Below are 21,264 nucleotides of genomic sequence, written 5' to 3'. Positions count from 1 at the left end.
GGTGCTGTCGGGCATCGACCTCAGCATCCGTGCCGGCGAATGCGTGGGCCTGCTGGGGCCGAACGGCGCCGGCAAGACCACGCTTCTGCGCGCGGCGCTGGGGCTTTTGCAGGCGCGGGGCCATTCATCGCTGGCCATGCTGCCGGTGGCCGCGCGGGCGCGGGCCGCCGCCTTCATGCCGCAGGGGCGCGAGATCGCCTGGCCGATGCCGGTCGAGGCGGTGGTGGCGCTTGGCCGCGTCAGCCATCCCGCCGCCGCCCGCCCCGGCGACCGCGCCGCCATCGACCGCGCCATCGCCGCGCTGGGGCTGCAGGACCTGCGCCACCGCAGCGCCACCTCGCTTTCCGGGGGCGAGCAGGCGCGGGTGCTGCTGGCACGCGCGCTGGCACAAGAGGCGCCGCTGCTGATCGCGGACGAGCCGATCTCGGGCCTCGATCCGGCGGCGCAGATCGCCACCATGCGGATGTTCCGGCAGCTGGCGGATCAGGGCGGCGCGGTGCTGGCGTCGCTGCACAATCTCGGGCTGGCAGCGCGCCATTGCACACGGCTCTTGCTGCTGCACCGAGGCCGCATCGCCGCCGACGGCCCGCCCGAGGCGGTGCTGACCGCCGAGAATCTGGCGCAGGTCTTTGGCATCACCGCGCATCTGGCGCGCGGGCCGCAGGGGCTGATCTTTCAGCCGCTGGACCGGCTGGATCAGGCGTAACGGCGCCACGGTCCTGTGGCATCACGCCCACAGTCGCTAGACTTGTCTGTAAGGCGAACTTGCCGGGACTCGGCAATGGTCACATTCTGTTCCCATGAACGATCACGAAGGGACAGTCGCGATGAAGGACATCGTCACCCTGGACAGCCGAAAGGGAACCCTCGCCACCGGCGAATACGAGGTCGTCGGCGACATCATCCGCGTCTCCTACGCCGGACATGAACGCGTCGTGCGCATCGACGGTGCGCCGGTGGCGCATCTGGCGCAGGCACTGCTGCGCGACCTCTGGCTGGAATAGCGCCGCGGCGCCGGGCGGGGTCCGGCACCGCTTTGCCATCGCGGTTGGGATGCGGGTCCCTGCCGATGCCGCGGCCCCATGGCCGGGCAGGAAAAAATCCGCGCCGGGGGTAAACTTGCCCGCGCGGCCGTGCTAGTCATCCGGCAGCACCGAGAGCAGCCGACAAAGAGTCCCGCCATGCCCGCATACCGTTCCCGCACCTCCACCCATGGCCGCAACATGGCCGGGGCCCGTGGCCTCTGGCGCGCCACCGGGGTCAAGAACAGCGATTTCGGCAAGCCGATCATCGCCATCGTGAACAGCTTCACCCAGTTCGTGCCCGGGCATGTGCATCTGAAGGACCTGGGCCAGCTGGTCGCGCGCGAGGTCGAGGCTGCGGGCGGCATCGCCAAGGAATTCAACACCATCGCCGTCGATGACGGCATCGCCATGGGCCATGACGGAATGCTGTATTCCCTGCCCTCGCGCGAGCTGATCGCCGATTCGGTCGAATACATGGTGAATGCGCATTGCGCCGATGCCATGGTCTGCATCTCGAACTGCGACAAGATCACCCCCGGCATGCTGATGGCGGCAATGCGGCTGAACATCCCCTCGGTCTTTGTCTCGGGCGGGCCGATGGAGGCCGGCAAGGTCACGCTGGGCGACGGCCGCAAGGTGACGCTGGATCTGGTCGATGCCATGGTGGCGGCGGCCGACGATGCCGTCTCGGACGAGGATCTGGCCGCGATCGAGCAGAACGCCTGCCCGACCTGCGGCTCCTGCTCGGGCATGTTCACTGCCAATTCGATGAACTGCCTGACCGAGGCGCTGGGGCTGTCGCTGCCCGGCAACGGCACCACCCTGGCCACCCACGCCCTGCGCAAGGAGCTGTTCCTCGAGGCCGGGCGGCGCGTGGTCGATCTGTGCCGGCGCCATTACGAACAGGACGACGCCTCGGTGCTGCCGCGTTCCATCGCCACGAAACCGGCATTCGAGAACGCCATGGCGCTGGACATCGCCATGGGCGGCTCGACCAACACCGTGCTGCACATCCTGGCGGCGGCGCAGGAAGGTGGCGTCGATTTCACCATGGACGACATCGACGCGCTGTCGCGGCGTGTGCCCTGCCTGTGCAAGGTCGCGCCGAACATCGCCGATGTGCATATCGAGGACGTGCACCGTGCCGGCGGCATCATGGGCATCCTGGGAGAGCTGGACCGCGCCGGGCTGATCCACCGCGACTGCCCGACCGTGCATGCGCCGACGCTGGGCGAGGCCATCGACCAATGGGACGTGGCCCGGACCAACAACCCGGCGGCGCAGGCGCTGTTTCTGGCCGCACCGGGCGGGGTGCCGACGCAGGTGGCGTTCAGCCAGTCCTCGACCTGGCCGGCGCTGGACACGGACCGCAGGGGCGGCATCATCCGCTCGGCCGCGGCGCCGTTCTCGCAAGATGGCGGGCTGGCGGTGCTGAAAGGCAATATCGCGCGCGATGGCTGCATCGTGAAGACGGCCGGCGTCGATGCCTCGATCCTGGTCTTTGCCGGCACGGCCAAGGTCTATGAAAGCCAGGATGCGGCGGTGTCGGGCATCCTGACCGGCAAGGTCAAGGCGGGCGATGTCGTCGTCATCCGCTATGAAGGACCCAGGGGCGGGCCGGGCATGCAGGAAATGCTCTATCCGACCAGCTATCTGAAATCCAAGGGCCTGGGCAAGGCCTGCGCGCTGATCACCGACGGGCGCTTTTCCGGCGGCACCTCGGGGCTGTCCATCGGCCATGTCAGCCCCGAGGCGGCGGCGGGCGGCGCCATCGGCCTGGTGCGCGACGGCGACCGCATCGAGATCGACATCCCGAACCGCTCGATCCATCTGGCGGTCAGCGAGGCGGACCTGGCGCAGCGCCGCACCGAACAGGATTCCACGGGCTGGACGCCGGCAGCACCGCGCCAGCGCCAGGTCTCGCCGGCGCTGAAGGTCTATGCGCAATTCGCCGCCTCGGCCGACAAGGGCGCGGTGCGGGTGCTGCCGCAATAGGGGCCGGCGCCCTGCTCGGCCCGGTCAGGCGCCGGGCTCGGGCAGCAGCGCTTGCAGCACCGGATCGGCCAACCTGGCCGGGATCGTGCCGGCCATGCGGCCACGATCCCGGCAGAGCCGCGTGACGATGAAAGCCTCGGCCGTAGCGGCGTCGCCGCGGTCCAGCAGCAGCGCCGCGCTCAGCGAGAGCGCGCTGTCCTCGACGAAGCCGCGTGCCTCGGGCTCGGTGGCGCCGGCCTGCCAGCGTGCCTGCCAGGCGGTCAGGGCCGCGTCATAGGCCGCATCCATGCCCCGCGCCGTGGCAAGGCGCGCCGCCAGCGCCTCGGCCGCCAGCAGCTCGCGCACGAGGGTGCTCAGCGCGTCCAGACAGATGACATTGCCCGACCCCTCCCAGATGCCGTTCAGCGGCGCCTCGCGATAGAGCATGGGCAGCGGCGTGTCCTCGACATAGCCCATGCCGCCCAGCATCTCCATCGCCTCGCAGACGACCAGCGGGCACAGCTTGTTGGCCATGTGTTTGACCAGCGCCACGCCGATGCGGGCAAAGGCGCGATCCTCGGGGCGAGTGCCGTCGAAGGCCTGGGCCGCGCCCAGCCCAAGCACCAGGCTGCCCAGCCAGTCCAGCGCCAGATCGGCCAGAACCGCGCGCATCAGCGGCTGGTCGATCGGCCGGCGCTGGAAGGCGCGGCGATGGACCAGCCAGCGCCGCGCGCATCAGCCCGGCCGGAGCGATGGCGGTATCCAGCCGCGTGTGATGCACCATCTCCAGGATGGTGGCAATGCCGCGGCCCGCCTCGCCCAGCTGCCATGCGAAAGCGCGCTGGTATTCGATCTTGGCCGAGGCATTGGCGCGATTGCCCAGCTTGTCCTTGAGGCGCTGGATGCGCACTCCGTTGCGTTCCCCCTCAAGCCAGCGCGGCACCAGAAAGCGGCGCAGCCCGGCATCGTCGCGCCAGAAGTCGCGGTCGCCGGGATCGGGCGGCTGGTTCTCGACCCGGTGCGTACCCAGGTCGGCGGTCGGTTGCAGCCCTGTCATCGGATGGCCTCCTTGGCCCAGCCTCTGCCATCTGCGGCCCCGCACGAAGCCCCGTCAACCCACCAGGGCGACAATTCAGCTGGCCTGTGCCAGCGGCAAGGCAAACTGGATTGCCCCTGCGGGACAGGTGCGTATAGCCTCGCCGGATCGTTGCGAACCATCCGCCGCGGGCGCGGCCCGCAGTCTTGGCAAAGGAAAACCGGGCATGAAGCAGGTCGTCATCATCGGCGCAGGGATCATCGGCGGCGCCATCGCCCATGAGATGGCGAAGGCCGGCTGGCCGGTCACGGTGATCGACAAGGCCCCCGAGGCCGGCTATGGCTCGACCTCGAATTCCTCGGCGGTGATCCGCATCAACTATTCCGTGCCCGAGACCTGCGCCATGGCGCTGGAGGGCTGGACCTATTGGCGCGACTGGGCGGCCTATGTCGACCTGCCGGCGGATCGGCCGCTGGCGACCTACCGGGAAACCGGCTCGCTGGTGATCTATTCCGGCGAAGGGGCGGCGATGGCCAAGGTCACCGACACCATGGACCGCATCGGCGCCCGCTATGAACGCGTCCCGCCCGAGGGCATCCGCAAATACCTGCCCGAGGCCGACCTGCATTCCTATGCCCCGGCCAAGCGCCTCGACCATCCCGATTTCGGCGAGCCGAATGAGGAACTGGTGGGCGGCGCGGTGTTCTTTCCCCAGGCGGGCTATGTCAGCGATCCGAAACTGGCGGCGCAGAACCTGCAATGGGCGGCCGAACGCGCCGGCGCGCGCTTTCGCTTTCGCAGCAAGATCGCGGCGATCGAGGCCGAGGCCGGGCGCGTCTGCGGCGTCAGGCTGGACGATGGCAGCCTGCTGCCCGCCGACATCGTGGTGAATGCCGGCGGGCCCTGGTCGGCGGGGCTGAACCGCATGGCCGGGGTCACCGGCGACATGACCATCCGCACCCGCGCCAACCGGCAGGAGGTCGCCTATATCCCGGGCCCGGCGAACATGGACTTTCGCCGGGACGGCATCGTGATCGCCGATCTGGATGCCGAGTTCTATGCCCGTCCCGATCCGGTCGGCATCTGCCTCGGCTCGACCGATCCGGCCTGCGACGACCATGAATGGGTCGAGGACCCCGATGCGGTGGACACGCGCTTTACCGACCAGTGGACCACCATCGTCATGCGCGGCGCCATGCGCCTGCCGGAAATGCGCATTCCGGGCCAGGCCAGCGGGCTGGTGGCGCTTTACGACACCTCGGACGACTGGCTGCCGATCTATGACCGCACCAGCCTGCCGGGGTTCTACGTCGCCTGCGGCACCTCGGGCAACCAGTTCAAGATGGCGCCGGTGGTGGGCAAGCTGATGACGCATCTGATCGCGCAGACCGAGGCCGGGCACGACCATGACGCCGCGCCGCTGCGCTTTGCGCTGGAACGGACCGGCGGCAGCATCGACCTTGCCACCTACAGCCGCAAGCGCCAGGTCAACGCCGAGTCGAGCTTTTCGGTCATGGGCTAGGCGCGGCTCGGACCGCGGCCAGCGCCGCGATGAAGGCGTCATTCTCGGTCGGGGTGGCGATGGTGACGCGCGCCCAGTCCAGATAGGGCGGCTCCTGCCAGGCCTTGACCAGTACGCCGCGGCGGCGCAGGCGCTCGGCGAAATCCGCGGCCGGGCCGGGGGTCTGGAAGAACAGGAAATTTCCCTGGCTGGGCGCGACGCTGTGGCCCTGCGCGGCCAGGGCCGCGGCGACGCGGGCGCGCTCGGCCACGGTCAGCGCCACCGTCCGCGCCAGATGCGCGCCATCCTGCAGGGCCGCCAGCGCCGCCGCCCCGGCGAATGCGTTGACCGCAAAGGGGTTTCTGGTCTTGCGCAACGCCCGCGTCAGATCGGGGCCCGAACAGATGCCATAACCGACCCGCGCCCCCGCCAGCCCGTAGGCCTTGGAAAACGTGTGCAGCGACACCCAGTCCAGCCCGGCATCCTGCATGATCCGCCCGGCGTCGAATGCCAGCGCCGGGTCCAGATATTCGCGGTAAGCCTCGTCGAAGACCAGAAGCGTGCCCCTGGGCACCGCCGCGACCAGCGCGGCAAAATCGCCTTGCGTCACCGCCGGCCCCGCCGGGTTCGAGGGCGAGGAAAAGATCAGCACCCGCGCCGGTTCCCGCAGCGCCGCCACCAGCCCGGCCAGCGGAAAAGCCCAGTCATCGCCAAAGCGGACTTTCGTAACCCTGGCGCCAAGCGCCTGCGCGCCGAATTCATGCAAGCCGAAGCTGGGACAGATGGTCACTACCCGGTCCCCCGACCGCAGGACGCAGCGATAGATCGCGCCGATCAGATCCTCGGAGCCGTTGCCGGCGATCACCCGGTCCGGATCGACGCCTTGCGCGGCGCCGATGGCGCGGCGCAGCGCCAGATCGCCCGCGTCGGGATAGCGCCAGATCCCCGCCGCCACCGCCTGCATGGCCGCCACCGCCGCGGGCGCCGGCCCCAGCGGGCTTTCGTTGCTGTCAAGCTTGGCCACGGCATCGACGCCATAGACGGCGCGGAACCGCTCCAGCGCCAGGCCGGCGTTGTAATCGGCCAGCGCCCCCACCTCGGGGCGGATCAGAGGGTCGTCCTTGTCCATGTCACCTGCCTTCACAGATCGAAAATCTTGCCGGGATTCATGATCCCCTTGGGGTCGATGGCGCGTTTCAGCCGCCGCATGAGATCCAGCGCCGGGCCGTGTTCGGCGGCCATGTAGTCCTTCTTGCCCAGGCCCACGCCATGCTCGCCGGTCGCGGTGCCGCCCATCTGCAGCGCCAGTTCGACCAGCCGCGCACTTAGCCGCCGGCCAAGCGCCGCCTCCTCGGGGTCGTCGCGGTCAAACAGCAGCACCAGATGGAAATTGCCGTCGCCGACATGGCCGATCAGCGGCGCAAGCAGCCCGGTCGCGGCGATCTCTGCGCCGATGGCCTTGATGCAATCGGGCAGGCGCGACACCGGCACGCAGACATCGGTCGAAAGCCCGGTCACGCCGGGGCGCAGGGCGCGGGTGGCGTAAAGCGCATCATGGCGGCTGCGCCACAGGCGCGCAGCATCCTCGGGGGTGGCGGCAGGTTCAAGCCGCGTGGCGCCGGCCGCCCCGGCCAGGTCCTGAAACAGCGCCATGTCATGCAGGACGGCGGGTTCCGAGCCGGTGATCTCGACCCAGAGCGTCGGGGTCTCGGGCAGGCTGGTGCGGCTGTAAGCGTTGATCGCGCGCATCTGCAGGCCGTCGGCCAGCTCGATGCGGTTCAGCCCCAGCCCGAATTGCAGCGCCTCGACCACGCAGCCGGTGGCGGCGGCCAGATCGTCAAAACTGCACAGCAGCGATTGCGCCGCGGCGGGGATGCCGAAAAGCCGCAGGGTCAGTTCGGTGATGATGCCGAGCGTGCCCTCGGCGCCGACGAAGAGATGCGTCAGGTCATAACCGGCGGCGGATTTGCGCGCCCGGCCGCCGGTGCGGATCACCTGCCCGTCCGGCAGCACCACCGTCAGCCCAAGCACCAGTTCCCGCATCGATCCATGGCGCACCGTCGTCGTCCCCGAAGCGCGCGTCGAGGCCATGCCCCCCAGCGTCGCCTGCGCCCCCAGATCGACGGGAAAGAACAGCCCGGCGGCGCGCAGTTCCTCGTTCAGGCGCTGGCGGGTCAGGCCGCATTCAACCACGCAATCCATGTCCTCGGCATGGATGGCAAGGATGCGGTCCATGCCCGACAGGTCCAGCGTGATGCCGCCCATGGGCGCCAGAACCTGCCCCTCGATCGAGGAACCGGCGCCAAAGGGGATCACCGGCGCGCCGTGGCGGTGGCAGATCGCCAGCACCCGCGACACCTCCTCGGTCGAGTTGAGCACCGCCACCGCATCGGGCGGCGCCGGGGGCAGCCAGCATTCCGCCGCGCCGTAATGGGCCAGCGCTGCGGCCTGCGTCAGCAGCCGCGCGCCCAGCAGCGGCGCCAGCTCGGCCAGCGCCGCCGTGACCGCGGGAGAGGCTGTCATGCGTTGAACCACCAGCGCTCGGAGGCGCGCGCCCCGTCCAGTTCCCAGTCATTGGCCAGCGTACCATGGCCGATCCGGTCCGAGATGCCGTCGAGGAAATCCGCCCAGAGCGGCGCCACCATGCCGCCATCCTCGGCGATCAGGCTCTGGCATTCCCAGTAAAGCGCCTTGCGTCTGGCCTCGTCCCTTTCGCCGCGCGCCGCCACCAGCGCCTTGTTGAAGGCGTCGTTGTCCCAGCTGGTCTCGTTCCAGCTGCCGATGCTTTCGCGCGAATAGGCCAGGGTCAGCATCACGTCCTCGCTGACACGGCCCGACCATTTGGTGGCAAACATCGGCCGCTTGCCCCAGATGTTGGACCAATAGCCGTCGTCGGGCTCGCGTTTGACCTCGATGCTGATGCCGGCGCGGGCGGCCTGTTCGGCATAGAGCTGCGCCATGTTGGTGGCGCCGGTAAAGGGCGCCTCGGCCACATGCAGCGGCAGCTTCAACCCGCTGGCCCCGGCCTTTTCCAGCAGCGCCTTCGCCTTGTCGGGGTCATAGACATGCTGCGGGATTTCGGGATTGTGATCGGGATAGGCCTCCGAGATCGGCTGGTCATTGGCGATCGAGCCATAGCCGGACAGGATCTTTTCCAGCACCTCCTCGCGGTCGATGGCCAGTTTCATCGCCATGCGCACGTTCACATCGGTAAACAGCGGGTCCTTGCAGTTCATGCTGAAGGCGTAATGCTGCTTGCCACGGATCTGCAGCAGTTTGACCCCCGGCATCGCCCCCAGCAGCGGCGCGGTGGCGGTATCGACCGCCGCCATGGCGTCGATCTGCCCGGTCTGCAGCGCGGTGGTGCGCGCATTCACATCGGCGATGGCATGGGTTTCCACCGCGTCGAAATGCGCGCGGCCCTCTTTCCAGTAGTTCGGAAAGCGCTTGACCAGGCTGCGCACCCCCGGCTCGAAATTCTCCAGCACATAGCCGCCGGTGCCGATGCCCTTGCCGAAATCCAGGTCGTCCGCCGGCACGATCAGCATGTTGACCAGCGCCATCAGCGCCGGAAAGCCCGAGTTCGGCGCCTTCAGGGTCACGCGCACCTCGTCGGGGGCGCTGGCCGTGATGTCGGTGATCGGCTCCATCAGCGCCTTGGCCTCGGACACGGTCTTGGGCCCGCGATGAAGATTGAGCGAGAAGACCACGTCATCGGCGGTCATGGTCTTGGCGTTGTGGAACTCGACCCCCGGACGCAGCTTGAAGGTCCATTCGGTCAGATCGGCGTTCGGCGCCCATTCCGTCGCCAGTTCCGGCACCAGCTTGCCGCCGGGTCCGACCTCGATCAGGCAGTTGCGCAACTGGTATTGCAGCTGCATCATGAAGCGCGTCTCGTTCAGCTGCGGGTCCAGGGTGTCGGCGGTGTCGAAATCCGCCACCGCGACGCGGAAGGTGCCGCCCGGGCGCGGCGTGGCCTCTTGCGCCAGCAGCGGCAGGGGGCGCAGCCCCAAGGCGGCCGCCGCCGACAGGGCCCCGGCCCCCAGCAGCAAGGAACGTCGATTGCAGGTCAGGGCCATGTCATTCTCTCCCGGTTTTCTGCCGCCGCGATCGGGGTGACCGTTGACGGGGGCGCGCGCTTATGACTGAGCTAAACGCTAGACCCGAGCCCGATAGCCGACAAATCAGTTTGCATGCCGCTCATCGCAGTTGTGCTAAACTGATCGCCAGCCAGGATGTCTTGCCATGAACCCGACCCTGCCCCCCTTGCGCGCCCTGCAGGCCTTCGAATGTTTCGGCCGGCTGGGCTCGGTCAATGCGGCGGCGCGCGCGCTGGGGGTGACGCCGGGGGCGATCAGCCAGCAACTGCGCCTGCTCGAAGAGCATGTCGGCGTGGTGCTGCTGGTCAAGGACGGGCGGCGCGCCGCGCTGACCCCGGTGGCGCGCAGCTATCACGAATTGCTGTCGCAGGGATTCAGCCGGCTGGCGCTGGCGCAGGATTACATCGTCGCGCATCGCCAAAGCGAGGAGCTGACGATTTCCGGCCTGCCGACGCTGCTGCAGAAATGGCTGAACCCGCTGCTGCCAGAGTTCCAGCAAGCCGCCGGCGAGCTGGAAATCCGCGTGCTGGCCACGCATCAGGAACCCGATCCGCATATGCTGGAACAGGCTTTTCGCCTGACCTATGGCGCGGCAGCGCGGCGCTATCTGCATGCGCGCGCCTTGTTCACCGACCAGTGCTTTCCGGTCTGTTCGCCCGATTTCCTGCGCCGCCACCCCGAGGCGCGCGATCCTGCCGGCCTTGCCCGCCTGCCGCTGATCGGCATCGACTGGGGCACTGGCTATACCACCGAGCCCGACTGGCGCGACTGGTTTGCCGCCCGGGGCCTGGGCGATCTGGCCGCCATCCGCCCGGTCGCCGTGCATTCGCTGTCGGGCATGGCGATCGAGGCCGCCGAGGCCGGACAGGGCGCGGTACTGGCGCAGGGGTCGTTCGTGGAGACCCCGCTGCGCACGGGGCAGCTGGTGCGGCTCTCGCCGGCCAGCCTGCAGATGCCCGATCCCTATTTCGTCTGCTGGGGCCCGGCGACGCTGGACCGGCCGGCGGCGCGCGATTTCCTGAACTGGCTTGTGCGCATCTGCAAGCCGCTGCGCAACGCAACGCTTCAGAACAACTAAACCATCCACCTGCGCTTCTGGGCTTATCGGCCGTTCATTTGCCTATACATTTGGCGAAACTCAGCCACAAAAGGTGTCGCCATGTTCCTCAAGAACGCCTGGTATGTCGCGGCCTGGAGCCATGAGATCACCGGTGACCTGCAGCAGGTCGTGGTCCTGGACGAGAAGATCTGCATCTTCCGCAACAGCCAGGACGAGGTGATCGCGCTGGAGGATGCCTGCCCGCATCGCAAGCTGCCGCTGTCGAAAGGCCGCATCAAGGATGACAATGTCGAATGCGGCTATCACGGGCTGACCTTCGACTGCGCCGGGCAATGCGTCTGGGCGCCGGGCGGTGGACGCATCCCCTCGGCCGCCAAGGTGCGGCCCTATCCGGTGCATGAAAGATACGGGCTCGTCTGGATCTGGATGGGCAATGCCGCCATCGCCGACCCCGACGAGATCATCGACATCCCGAATTTCGGCAGCCCGGACTGGGGCATCAATTCGGGCGATGCGATGGAGCTGAAATGCAACTACCTGCTGATGTGCGACAACCTGCTGGACCCCACGCATGTCGCCTGGGTGCATGAGGGCAGCTTTGCCCAGGCCGCGACCAAGGACACGCCGTTGAAGGTCACCCGCACCGAAAACGGCGTCATCGTGCATCGCTGGATGATGAATGTCGAACCGGCGCCCTTCTACAAGAAGATCGTGGAATTCGACGGCAATTGCGACCGGCTGCAGCATTACGAGGTGCATTACCCCAGCCACGCCCTGATCCGCGCCGTCTTTACCCCCGCCGGCACCGGCGGTCCGGATGGCACGCTGGACGAGAAAACCTTCGTCATGGACAGCTACAATTTCATGACCCCGGTCAGCGACAGCGAGACCCGCTATTACTGGTTCCAGCTGCGCAACGTCCGCCCCCAGGACGAGGAGCTGTCGCAGATGATGGCCCATGACGTGCGCGGCGCCTTCCTCGAGGACAAGGCGGTGCTGGAAGAGGTGCAGATCGGCATGACCCACAAGAGCTCGCCCCATATCGACCTGTCGATCGACGCCGGGCAGTTGCGCTTCCGCCGCCAGCTCGAGGCGATGATCGCCGAAGAGCAGATGGTCGACGAAAAGATGCGGGCCTAGGCCATGGCCGATCCGTTCCGCCGTTTCCGCCTGGCGCGCAAGGTGCCCGAAAGCAGCGCCATCACCTCGTTTCACCTGGCGCCCGAGGATGGCGGGCCGCTGTGGGACATGCGCCCGGGGCAATATCTGACGCTGCGCATCCCGCTGGCCTCGGGGCCGGTCTTGCGCACCTATTCGCTGTCCGCGCTGCCCGAGGGGCGCGACCATCACCGCATCAGCGTCAAGCGCGAGGACCGCGCCGCCGGCTCGGCCTGGCTGCACGACCATCTGGCCGAGGGCGACACGCTGGAGATCGCCGCGCCGCGCGGCGGCTTTGTCCTGGACGAGGTCAGCACCCGGCCGGTGCTGCTGCTGGCCGGCGGCGTCGGACTGACGCCCTTGCTGGCGATGCTGCACCGGCTGCGTGCCGGGACACGCCGGGTCTGGTTCGTGCAGGCAACGGAAAACGGCGATGTGCATGCGCTGCGCGATGAGGTGGCGGCGCTGGCCGCCGGATCGGACGGACGCATCACCGCCCGCACCGTCTATCGCGCCCCGACGGAGGCCGACCGCAAGGCGGCCCGTTTCGACGCCGAGGGGGTGGTGGACCGCGCCTTCCTGCAGGCGCTGCTGCCGCTCGATGATTACGAGGTCTATCTCTGCGGCCCGACCCCCTTCATGGTGGCGATGTGGCGGCTCTTGACGGAACTGGGCATCGCACCCGAGCGCATCGCCTATGAATTCTTCGGCAAGGGCGGCTCGCTGGCGGCGCTGGCCGCGGCGCCGCCGCCGCCAGTGCACGCGAACCGCCAGCCCTCGCGAGCGCCGAAGGCGCTGGCGGCACTGGCTTTCCTGACCGACCCCGAGGCGCGCGGCCTGCCCGACGCCCTGCCCGGCACCGTCGAGGCCGCCGCCCCCGCGCCGCTGGCCGCCGGCGGCGCCGAGGTGGTCTTTGCCCGCTCGGGCGTCGCCGTGCCCTGGAACGGCGCCAGCCGCACCATCCTGGAACTGGCCGAGGCCGCCGGCCTGACCCCCGAGTTCAGCTGCCGCGAGGGCATCTGCAATACCTGCCGCTGCGCCATCAGCGAGGGCGCGGTCGACTACCTGTCCGAGCCGCTGGACCCGCCCGGGCCCGGGCAGGCGCTGATCTGCTGCTCGCGCCCCGTGGGCCGGGTGGTGCTGGATCTCTAGCAGGCTGCTGAAGAAGTCTGCGGCCTGGACAATTTCCCTTCGCGATGGCTGTCGGTGTTCGGCGCCTGGCCCTGCGACACCGGAGGGATGCTTGCCTGACCCGGCCCTCCGCTTCAGGCTGCCAGCAGTCGGGACAGTCTGGCAAGGTTGTTGGCGGTCATCGTGAGGATGAAGCGGGATCGCACCCGTTCGATGCCCCGAAAGACGGTTTGCGCCAGGCCGCCGACGGTCTGGGCCCAGCCGAGGGCCTCCTCGATGCGTTTGCGGTGCTTGATCGACAGCGCATAACCCTCGTGCCGGGTGGTGCGGCCGTCGATCGCTGAATATCGGGATTGTCTCGCGCGACATGTGGGGTGACCACAGGCCAGACGAAGATCGGCGACAAAACCGGCCGCGTCGAAGCCCTTGTCGGCGCCCAGCGTCAGTTGCCGGGTCGATCCGGGGGAATGATGGTGGATCATGTCCAGCGCCGCGCGCCGTTCGGCATGGCCGTCGGCTTGCGTCAGCTCGCCCTGCACGATCAGACCGGAACGGCTCTCCATCAGCGCATGGCCGATGAAACACAGCATCGCCCCGGTGCCAGGTGATTTCTTGTAAAGACGCGCATCCGGATCGGTGGTCGAGGCATGGGTGCCGTTGGATCGCTTCTCGTCCCGGAAGTCGACTTCGGCGTTGCGGCCCGGACGGCTGGAGCGGGGCATCGGGTTTGTCTCGGCTTCGGTCGGTTGGATCGGTTCATCGATGGCGGCGTCGGGTTCGGGCGGGCCGCCCGGGTCGTCGTCGTGCAGACTGTCCTCCGGCTTCGCCTGGAAACTCTTCATCGACGCCCAGGCCTTCACCGGCGTGCCATCGACCGAGAGGTGATCGTCCGACAGAAGCGGCGCGACTTCGCGATGGGCCAGGATCGCCGCCATAACCTGGACACCTCCAAGAACGCGGTCTTGACGCTGAGGAATGGGGTGTCACGCGCTGACGGGGCCGGTTCCGGAGAACCGGGCGGCGGGGAAGTTGGCGGCCGGGCGCTGCAGGCGCTGCCGAAGGGGCCTGTCAGACCTGGGCGGCTCCGGCGAGCCAGATCATGCGCCGCATGTTGTAGGCGATGTTGGCGAGTCCGATCTTCACCGTCGCCCGGGCGAGGCCGATGGTGCGGATCACCAGCGCCATCGGCCCTTTCTGGCGGGCGAAGACATGCTCGACCCGGGCGCGGACCGCGGACTTCGCGGCGTTGGCGCGCGAGACGTGCTCGGGCATGGGCTTGCCTTTCGGCTTCTTGCGGTGGATGCGGCTCTTGAAGCCCGCCGCCGCGAGATGCGCCTCGTTCTTCGCCGAGCGGTAGGCGGTATCGGCCCAGACCCCGCTCGCGGTGTTGGTCCGATCGAGCAGCCCCGGCAGCTCCGCGCCGTCGTGGCGCGCGGCGTCGGTGGCGGTTCAGGTGCGGATCAGCCCGTGCCGGCGGTCGATCCCGACATGGTTCTTGTAGCCGAACATCGGGATGGCGATGTCGACGCGCTTCGCACCGTCCGCCGCCGGCTTCGCCTTGCAGTATTTCACCGTCCAGCGGGCGTCGCGGTCCTTCTGGCGCAGTTTCGCGGGCTTCGCCGCCCAGTCCTCCGGGACGCGCCCCTCGCGCAGGGCGCGCTTCTCCTCCTCGGTGTTGCGCTGCTTCGGGGCGCTCACGATGGTCGCGTCGACGATCTGCCCGCCCATGGCGATGTAGCCCGCGACGCGCAGCTGCGCCTCGAAGCGCCGGAACAGCACCTCGATCGCCGGCACGCCGTCGATCCGGGCCCGGGTCAGCGCCTCGCGGAAGTTCCAGACCGAGTTCGCGTCCGGCACGCGATCCGCCAGGCCGAGCCCGAGGAAGCGCATGAACGACAGCCGGTCCTTGACCAGATACTCGGTCCGCTCGTCCGACAGCGAGTGGCTCGCCTGCAGGATCAGCATCCGGAACATCAGCAGGTGGTCGTAGGGCGGCCGACCGCCCTTCGCCGACAGCTCCCGCAACCGCTCTTCGACATCGAACAATCCCGCCTGCCGCGCCATGCTCCACCTCGTCGCCTATGCCGGCTCAGTGAATCATCAACCCGTCGGAAGCGCACGGGTTATTGGAGGCGTCCACCTTGCGTGACATGTCGGTGGTCAGCAGCCGGTCGCGGTTCTTGGTGAAAACGGTCGGCCTCCGGCCCTGCACTTCGTGCGTTCAGGGCTGAAATCTGTCCACCGGACAGATTTCCGGGCGCCCTTCACCCCACACCGGGTCGGCGATCCCGAGGCCGACAAATCAGCGAAACAGCAGGTTGTAATGCATCTGCTCCATCAGTTGCCGCTCGGACCGGACCGAAAACAGGATCTGGATCAGGCTGGCTCCGACCAGCCGCTCCGGCGCGATCGAGGGGCGGCCGAAATCGGCGTAGAGCGCTTCGAAATCGGCATCGAGGCTTGCCAGCGCCTCGTTCACCACCTGCCGGATCTTGCGCAACGGATGCCGCGAGGGAATGCGAGCCTCAAGGTCAACAAAGCTGAACAGCGACCCGCTCGTCCCATCCGTCCCGCGCATCATCGCCCCCGCCGCTACCCTGCGGAAGGTGAATCACGTTCCACAAACCAAGTCGAGAGCCGAATATTTCAGCAGCCTGCTAGTGCTCAATCTGGCCAATCCGTTCTTTGCGCAGATCCTCGCCGGCATCGCCGCGGTGCTGCGCCCGGCCGGCTTCAACCTGCTGGTCGCCAACACCCAGGGCGAGAGCACGCATGCCGCGCTCGACCAGGCCGAGCCCTCGCGCGCAGACGGGCTGATCGTCATGGACGGCAGCCTGCCCAGGGCGGCGCCGGCCGGCCGCGGCCTGATGGGCGAACTGGCGCGCCGGGGCGTCCGCGTGCCGCGCGATGTCTCGGTGGTCGGCTTTGACGACATCGAAATGGCCGCGCATCTGGCGCCGGCGCTGATCACCATCCACCAGCACCGGCCCCTGCCCGCCGGGCGCCCGATCCGGCGATGCACACCTGTGCAAATAACCGTTGACAGCCGGGCCCGCAGCAGGAATCGTGAAGGCCATGGGGGCGGCATGCGACGCAGAGCGCAGGCGCCCGCGCGTCGCCGCCGCCTGGCGCGCGACCTCAAGGGGAGGCTTGACTTGCGCGCAACTGCGATCCGTGCGGCCATGGCGCGCGCGATGGCCGGACAGGCCGATGCAGGCGGCTGAGGCGCGCCCGGCCGGGCGGCGCGGTGGCGGCTGGCGCTATCGGCTGCGGCTGGCGCTGCGCGAACCGACGACGCTGATCGGCCTGCTGATGGCGGCGCTGTTTCTTTACCTGATCGTGGTGCCGATCCTGTCGATCCTCGCCGATGCGGCCACGGTGCAATTCGGCGACGAGCGCCGCCTCAAGGCCGGGGTCGGCAGCCTGACGCCCTATTACCTGCAGCGGGCGCTGACCTCGCCGGTGGCGCAGGACCTGTTCTGGCGGCCCTTGCTGAACACGCTGAAGGTCGGCTTCGGCGCCATCGCGATCTCGGTTGCGGTGGGCGGGCTCTTGGCCTGGCTGATCGCGCGCAGCGACATGTTCGGCCGGCGCTGGTTCGCCACGGCGCTGATCGTGCCCTACATGCTGCCGGCCTGGACCTTCGCCCTGGCCTGGACGACGCTGTTCAAGAACCGCACCATCGGCGGCCAGCCCGGCTGGCTGGAAAGCATGGGCTTCTCGCCGCCGGACTGGCTGGCCTATGGCCAGGTCCCGATCACCGTGATCCTCGCCCTGCATTACACGCCCTTCGTGATCCTGCTCTTCGGCTCGGCGCTGCGCCGCTTCGACAGCCAGCTCGAGGATTCGGCCCGCATCCTCGGCGCCTCGGGTGGCCAGGTGATGCGCCAGGTGATCCTGCCGCTGATGCGCCCGGCGCTGATGTCGGCGGTGGTGCTGATCTTCGCCAAGTGCCTGGGCGAGTTTGGCGTGCCCTATGTCCTTGGCCTGCCGGTGAATTTCGACGTGCTGGCGACATCGCTCTACCGCTCGATCGGCTCGCGCCAAAGCGGGGTGGCGGCGGTGCTGGCGGGGGCGATCATGCTGATCGGCACCATCGCCATCCTGGTCGACGCCTGGCTGGCGCGCGAGGCGCGGCGCTTTGTCACCGTGGGTTCGAAGGGCTCGATGAACCGTGCCGCGCATCTGGGGCGCTGGCGGATCTGGGCCACAGGGCTGGCGGGGGCGGTGTTTGTGGTCTCGGTGGCGCTGCCGCTGCTGACGCTGGCGCTGTCGACGGTGATGCGCCAGCCCGGCAGCTTTGCCTGGTCGAATTTCACCCTGGACTTCTGGATCGGCCGCGACCTGCCGACAGTGGCGATGCGCAGCGGCATCCTGCTCAGCCCCGAGCTGTGGCGGGCGGCCTGGAACACCGTCTCGATCGTCGGCATCGCCTCGCTCTGCTCGGGGCTTCTGGGGCTCTTGACCGGCTATGTCGTGGTCAGGACCGGCTGGCGGGCGCTGGCGGTGTTCCTGCGCCAGGTGACCTTCATGCCCTATCTGGTGCCCGGCATCGCCTTTGCCGCCGCCTATCTGTCGCTGTTTGCAGTGGCGCGCGGCCCGGTGCCGGCACTTTACGGCACCACGCTGATCCTGATCCTGGCGCTGATGGCCGACCAGATGCCCTATGCCTCGCGCGCGGGGATCTCGGCGATGATGCAGCTTGGCCGTGACCCCGAGGAGGCGGCGCAGGTCATCGGCGCGGGCTGGCTGCGGCGCATGACCCTGATCGTGATCCCCATCCAGAAGGGCTCGCTGGTCACCGGGGTGCTGCTGCCCTTCATCTCGGGGATCAAGGGGCTGTCGCTGTTCGTCATCCTGGCGGTGCCGGCAACGGATGTGCTGACCACCTTCTCGCTGCGGCTGGTGGATTACAACTATACCCAGGCCGCCAATGCGGTGGTGCTGATCATCGCCGGCCTCGCCTATGGCGGCACGCTGCTGGCGCAGCGCATGACCCATACCAACCTTGCCGAAGGACTAGGAAGCTGATGCCCGAGATCGTCCTCAGCCAGGTGTGCAAATCCTACGGCGGCAGCGGCCCGGATGCGGTCAGCGACCTGAACCTGCGCATCGAGGACGGCGCCTTCATGTGCCTGCTCGGCCCCTCGGGCTGCGGCAAGACCACGACGCTGCGCATGATCGCCGGGCTCGAGAACCTGACCGCGGGCAGCATCGCCGTCGGCGGCCAGGTCATTGACAGCCCGGCCGAGGGCCGCTTCCTCGGCCCGGAAAAGCGCGGCATGGGGCTGGTGTTCCAGTCCTACGCGCTCTGGCCGCATCTGACCATCGAGCGCAACACCGATTTCGGCCTGCGCCTGCGCCGGGTGCCGCGCGCCGAACGCGAGGCGCGCACCGAGCGCGTCATGCGCGCCCTCGACATCGAGAAATACCGCCACCGCTATCCCAGCCAGCTGTCCGGCGGCCAGCAGCAGCGGGTGGCGCTGGCGCGCATGCTGGCGGTGAACCCCGGCGTGCTGCTGCTCGACGAGCCGCTGTCGAACCTCGACGCGCGGCTGCGCCTCGAGATGCGGGCCGAGCTGAAGCGCATCCATGCCGAATTCCACACCACCATCGTCTTCGTCACCCATGACCAGTGGGAGGCGATGACGCTCGCCACCTCGATCGCGGTGATGAACGAAGGGACGCTGCAGCAGATCGGCACGCCCAACGACATCTACGACCGCCCGGCGAACCGCTTTGTCGCGGAATTCGTCGGCAGCCCGCCGATCAACATCATCGGCACCGACCCCGGCCATGCGCTGGACCGCGCCCTGCTGGACTGGCTGCGCCCGCGGCTGGACCCCGGCGCCCGGCCCGGCGCCGTCGGCATCCGCCCCGAGGCGCTTGCCATCGGCAGGGCACAATCCGACCTGCCGCGGGCCAGCTTTGCCCATCCGGCCCGGGTCGGCGGCGTGCTGCCCACCGGCGGCAGCTGGATCATCGAACTGAATGCCGAGGGGCGGGTGATCTTCCTGACCACCACCACCAGCCCGTCCCTGGCCGCGGGCGAGCGTGTCTGGCTTCACGCTCGCCCAAGCGCGCTGCATGTCTTCGACGAGGCGGGCCAGCGCCTCGACGGCGCCGACGCGGCGCTGGCGCGCGCCGAGGCCGGCCTGCATCTGCTGCACGACGGCGCCGCGTCGGCCGGGAATCCAAGGCCCGCCGCGCCGGCGGGCTGAACCGACCGGCCTGCCGCCGGCGGGCCCGGACCACAACAGGGAGAGGAACGAAGATGAAGCATTGCCTGATTTCCGCGCTGGTCCTTGCCGCCGGGCTGGGCAGCGCCGGGGCCGAGGAATTCGACCTCGAGGCGCTGATCGCCGCCGCCAAAACCGAGCCGCCGCTGACCGTCTATGACAGCACCGGCAAGATCACCGACATGGCCGAGGCCTTTGCCGCCAAATACGGGCTGCAGGCCACCGGCACCAAATCCAAGGCCACGGCGCAGCTGGAAACCATCATCCGCGAGGTGCAGTCAGGCAATGTGCAGGCCGACGTGTCGCTGATCTCGGACGTGCCGGCGGCCATCGGCCAGCTGCTGCCCGGCGGCTTCGCGCAAAGCTGGGTGCCACCGGACCTGGCCGCCGACATCGACCCAAAGGCGCAGAACCCGCTGCTGGTGGTCTCAAGCCCGAACATCCTGACCTATAACACCGCCATCGCCGAGAAATGCCCGATCACCAATATCTGGCAGCTGACCCTGCCGGAGTGGAAGGGCAAGGTGGCGATGCAGGACCCGCTGGGCAAGCCCTCCTATTCGGACTGGTTCAACCAGATGCGCAGCCATATCGACGACCGCATCGCCGCCGCCTATGAGGCGCAATTCGGCAAGAAGCTGGAAAGCGAATTCCCCAGCGCCACCGAGGCCTTCGTGGCGGCGCTGGCGGCGAACGCGCCGCTGCTGACCGATTCCGATTCCGCCGCGGCCGAGGCCGTGGCCGCACCCGGCCAGACCCAGCCCTTCATCGGCCTCGTCTCGGCGGCCAAGTTCCGCGACAATGCCGGCGCCGGCTTCACCCTCGGCCTCTGCCCGGGCGTCGATCCGATCATCGGCTTTTCCAACGCCACGGTCGGACTGATCGTCAAGGGCACCGACAGTCCGAATGCGGCAAAACTGTTCATCCATTACGCCATGACCGCCGAGGGTATCGCGCCGCAGGCCCAGGACGGCAAGCTGTCCTCGAACCGCACCGCGGGCCTGCCCGCGGACGAACCCTCGGGCGTCGCCGCGCATCTGGACGAGGTGCTGGCCTACGACCCCGCGACCGGGCTCGAGGACTGGGACAGCCGCCAGGACTGGCAGGATTTCTGGCGCCTGCATTACAAGCGCTGATGTCGGCGCCGGTTCCCGCCGGCCCGGGCGCGGACCCCGGGCCGGATGCACGCATCCTCGCCACCGCGGCGCGCGCCGCAACCGTGGCGGCGCCCGACCTGCTTGCCGCCTTTCGCAGCCGCATGCAGGTCGATTTCAAGCGCGACCGCCACGATCCGGTCACCCGGCACGACCGCCGCGCCGAGGCCACGATCCGCAAGCTGATCTTGCAGGAAATGCCCGGCTCCGCGGTCATCGGCGAGGAATCCGGCCGGACCGGCAGCGGCGCGCTGCAATGGTTCGTGGACCCGATCGACGGCACGGCGAATTTCGCCTGCGGCATCGCCTTCTGGTGCGTCTCGGTGGCGGCGGTGCGCGAGGGCCGGGTGATCGCCGGGGCGATCTGCGATCCGGTGGCGGGGCATCTGTTCACCGCCGGCGCGGGCGGCGCCTGGCTGAACGGTCTGCCGCTGTCCTCGACCGGCGCCCCGCCCGAGGCGCATGCCACGCTGATCTGCAGCTATCCGGTGGCGCGCGACCTGCGGCTGGACGGGCGCGAGGCGGCGCTCGGCCGTTTCGGGCGGATGCTCGATGCCGTGGCCTCGCTGCGGCGCAAGGGCAGCGCCGCGCTGTCCCTGGCCCATGTCGCGGCAGGCTGGGCGGATGCGGCGGCGGGTTTCGGCATCCGGCCCTGGGACGTGGCGGCGGGGATGCTGATCCTGCGCCGGGCGGGCGGGCGCTACCTGCCCCAGGCCATGGCGGGCGCGGGTGCTGCCCCGGACCACGAACAGCCCGGCTATCTCGGGCTGCGCGGCGGCGCCGACTATCCGACGCTCGCGGCCATCGCGGCGGAAATCTCGGCCGGGCGGGCGGACCCCAACCCCCGCCCCGGCACCCACCCCTGCGGCGAATGACGTTGCAAGGC

General features: G+C 68.9%; 15 protein-coding genes and 4 pseudogenes. 12 read left to right on the top strand and 7 right to left on the bottom strand.

Annotated elements, in window-relative coordinates; translation table 11 throughout:
- Position 1 precedes the first annotated feature (1 nt).
- From WMK75_RS01100 to ilvD, 3 genes are all read left to right on the top strand, one after another.
- Positions 2-706, top strand: coding sequence for an ABC transporter ATP-binding protein (locus tag WMK75_RS01100; protein WP_347265933.1), 705 nt, complete (start codon positions 2-4; stop codon positions 704-706).
- 121 nt (positions 707-827) lie between these two features.
- Positions 828-1,004, top strand: a complete 177-nt coding sequence (locus WMK75_RS01095) for a hypothetical protein (protein WP_347265806.1) — start codon at positions 828-830, stop codon at positions 1,002-1,004.
- Between the two features lie 177 nt (positions 1,005-1,181).
- Positions 1,182-3,020, top strand: a complete 1,839-nt coding sequence (gene ilvD, locus WMK75_RS01090; protein ID WP_347265805.1) for a dihydroxy-acid dehydratase — start codon at positions 1,182-1,184, stop codon at positions 3,018-3,020.
- 24 nt (positions 3,021-3,044) lie between these two features.
- Here the strand turns inward: ilvD and WMK75_RS01085 are convergent.
- A pseudogene (locus WMK75_RS01085) lies at positions 3,045-3,960 on the bottom strand (acyl-CoA dehydrogenase family protein); the annotation flags it as partial.
- 301 nt (positions 3,961-4,261) lie between these two features.
- Here WMK75_RS01085 and WMK75_RS01080 point away from each other — a divergent pair.
- Positions 4,262-5,557, top strand: a complete 1,296-nt coding sequence (locus tag WMK75_RS01080; protein WP_347265804.1) for an FAD-dependent oxidoreductase — start codon at positions 4,262-4,264, stop codon at positions 5,555-5,557.
- Here WMK75_RS01080 and WMK75_RS01075 read toward each other — a convergent pair.
- From WMK75_RS01075 to WMK75_RS01065, 3 genes are read right to left on the bottom strand one after another with little or no spacing between them, the layout of a single operon-like run.
- A complete protein-coding gene (locus WMK75_RS01075) occupies positions 5,547-6,665 on the bottom strand; it encodes an aminotransferase class I/II-fold pyridoxal phosphate-dependent enzyme (protein WP_347265803.1) in 1,119 nt (372 codons plus the stop codon). The genes WMK75_RS01080 and WMK75_RS01075 overlap by 11 nt on opposite strands.
- A gap of 11 nt (positions 6,666-6,676) precedes the next feature.
- The gene (locus tag WMK75_RS01070; RefSeq protein ID WP_347265802.1) at positions 6,677-8,059 is read right to left on the bottom strand and encodes an FAD-linked oxidase C-terminal domain-containing protein; all 1,383 of its coding nucleotides are present in this window, start codon (positions 8,057-8,059) and stop codon (positions 6,677-6,679) included.
- On the bottom strand, positions 8,056-9,615 hold the full coding sequence (locus tag WMK75_RS01065; RefSeq protein ID WP_347265801.1) for an ABC transporter substrate-binding protein: 1,560 nt from the start codon (positions 9,613-9,615) through the stop codon (positions 8,056-8,058). The genes WMK75_RS01070 and WMK75_RS01065 overlap by 4 nt, the downstream gene beginning before the upstream one ends.
- A 166-nt stretch (positions 9,616-9,781) precedes the next feature.
- Here WMK75_RS01065 and WMK75_RS01060 point away from each other — a divergent pair, with 166 nt between their 5' ends.
- From WMK75_RS01060 to WMK75_RS01050, 3 genes are all read left to right on the top strand, one after another.
- Complete coding sequence (locus WMK75_RS01060) at positions 9,782-10,714, top strand: LysR substrate-binding domain-containing protein (protein ID WP_347265800.1); 933 nt, start codon at positions 9,782-9,784, stop codon at positions 10,712-10,714.
- 81 nt (positions 10,715-10,795) lie between these two features.
- Complete coding sequence (locus WMK75_RS01055) at positions 10,796-11,836, top strand: aromatic ring-hydroxylating dioxygenase subunit alpha (RefSeq protein ID WP_347265799.1); 1,041 nt, start codon at positions 10,796-10,798, stop codon at positions 11,834-11,836.
- A 3-nt stretch (positions 11,837-11,839) separates the two neighbouring features.
- Complete coding sequence (locus WMK75_RS01050) at positions 11,840-13,006, top strand: 2Fe-2S iron-sulfur cluster-binding protein (protein WP_347265798.1); 1,167 nt, start codon at positions 11,840-11,842, stop codon at positions 13,004-13,006.
- 113 nt (positions 13,007-13,119) lie between these two features.
- Here the strand turns inward: WMK75_RS01050 and WMK75_RS01045 are convergent.
- From WMK75_RS01045 to WMK75_RS01035, 3 pseudogenes are all read right to left on the bottom strand, one after another.
- A pseudogene (locus WMK75_RS01045) lies at positions 13,120-13,926 on the bottom strand (transposase); the annotation flags it as partial.
- A 127-nt stretch (positions 13,927-14,053) separates the two neighbouring features.
- Positions 14,054-15,049, bottom strand: a pseudogene (locus WMK75_RS01040) (IS5 family transposase).
- 64 nt (positions 15,050-15,113) lie between these two features.
- Positions 15,114-15,563, bottom strand: a pseudogene (locus WMK75_RS01035) (transposase); the annotation flags it as partial.
- Between the two features lie 82 nt (positions 15,564-15,645).
- Here WMK75_RS01035 and WMK75_RS01030 point away from each other — a divergent pair.
- Genes WMK75_RS01030 through WMK75_RS01010 form a run of 5 tightly spaced genes read left to right on the top strand, consistent with a single transcriptional unit; the run spans position 15,646 to position 21,253 of the window.
- On the top strand, positions 15,646-16,209 hold the full coding sequence (locus WMK75_RS01030) for a substrate-binding domain-containing protein (protein ID WP_347265797.1): 564 nt from the start codon (positions 15,646-15,648) through the stop codon (positions 16,207-16,209).
- Positions 16,196-18,016, top strand: a complete 1,821-nt coding sequence (locus WMK75_RS01025; RefSeq protein WP_347265796.1) for an iron ABC transporter permease — start codon at positions 16,196-16,198, stop codon at positions 18,014-18,016. The genes WMK75_RS01030 and WMK75_RS01025 overlap by 14 nt, the downstream gene beginning before the upstream one ends.
- Complete coding sequence (locus WMK75_RS01020) at positions 18,016-19,206, top strand: ABC transporter ATP-binding protein (RefSeq protein ID WP_347265795.1); 1,191 nt, start codon at positions 18,016-18,018, stop codon at positions 19,204-19,206. Before WMK75_RS01025 ends, WMK75_RS01020 begins: the two co-directional genes overlap by 1 nt.
- 53 nt (positions 19,207-19,259) lie before the next feature.
- A complete protein-coding gene (locus WMK75_RS01015; protein ID WP_347265794.1) occupies positions 19,260-20,360 on the top strand; it encodes an ABC transporter substrate-binding protein in 1,101 nt (366 codons plus the stop codon).
- Positions 20,360-21,253, top strand: a complete 894-nt coding sequence (locus WMK75_RS01010) for an inositol monophosphatase (RefSeq protein WP_347265793.1) — start codon at positions 20,360-20,362, stop codon at positions 21,251-21,253. Before WMK75_RS01015 ends, WMK75_RS01010 begins: the two co-directional genes overlap by 1 nt.
- Positions 21,254-21,264 lie beyond the last annotated feature (11 nt).

It is taken from the genome of Paracoccus sp. (in: a-proteobacteria) (assembly GCF_039808215.1).
Lineage (GTDB): Bacteria > Pseudomonadota > Alphaproteobacteria > Rhodobacterales > Rhodobacteraceae > Paracoccus.
Note: the sequence above shows the minus strand (reverse complement) of the source record. Positions and strands in the feature narration are given on the sequence as shown.

Bases quoted from the DNA above. Each gene is read 5' to 3' on its own strand.
- WMK75_RS01095 (WP_347265806.1), top strand. From the start codon at position 828: ATGAAGGACATCGTCACCCTGGACAGCCGAAAGGGAACCCTCGCCACC.
- ilvD (WP_347265805.1), top strand. From the start codon at position 1,182: ATGCCCGCATACCGTTCCCGCACCTCCACCCATGGCCGCAACATGGCC.
- WMK75_RS01080 (WP_347265804.1), top strand. From the start codon at position 4,262: ATGAAGCAGGTCGTCATCATCGGCGCAGGGATCATCGGCGGCGCCATC.
- WMK75_RS01075 (WP_347265803.1), bottom strand. From the start codon at position 6,665: ATGGACAAGGACGACCCTCTGATCCGCCCCGAGGTGGGGGCGCTGGCC.
- WMK75_RS01070 (WP_347265802.1), bottom strand. From the start codon at position 8,059: ATGACAGCCTCTCCCGCGGTCACGGCGGCGCTGGCCGAGCTGGCGCCG.
- WMK75_RS01065 (WP_347265801.1), bottom strand. From the start codon at position 9,615: ATGGCCCTGACCTGCAATCGACGTTCCTTGCTGCTGGGGGCCGGGGCC.
- WMK75_RS01060 (WP_347265800.1), top strand. From the start codon at position 9,782: ATGAACCCGACCCTGCCCCCCTTGCGCGCCCTGCAGGCCTTCGAATGT.
- WMK75_RS01055 (WP_347265799.1), top strand. From the start codon at position 10,796: ATGTTCCTCAAGAACGCCTGGTATGTCGCGGCCTGGAGCCATGAGATC.
- WMK75_RS01050 (WP_347265798.1), top strand. From the start codon at position 11,840: ATGGCCGATCCGTTCCGCCGTTTCCGCCTGGCGCGCAAGGTGCCCGAA.
- WMK75_RS01025 (WP_347265796.1), top strand. From the start codon at position 16,196: ATGCAGGCGGCTGAGGCGCGCCCGGCCGGGCGGCGCGGTGGCGGCTGG.
- WMK75_RS01020 (WP_347265795.1), top strand. From the start codon at position 18,016: ATGCCCGAGATCGTCCTCAGCCAGGTGTGCAAATCCTACGGCGGCAGC.
- WMK75_RS01015 (WP_347265794.1), top strand. From the start codon at position 19,260: ATGAAGCATTGCCTGATTTCCGCGCTGGTCCTTGCCGCCGGGCTGGGC.
- WMK75_RS01010 (WP_347265793.1), top strand. From the start codon at position 20,360: ATGTCGGCGCCGGTTCCCGCCGGCCCGGGCGCGGACCCCGGGCCGGAT.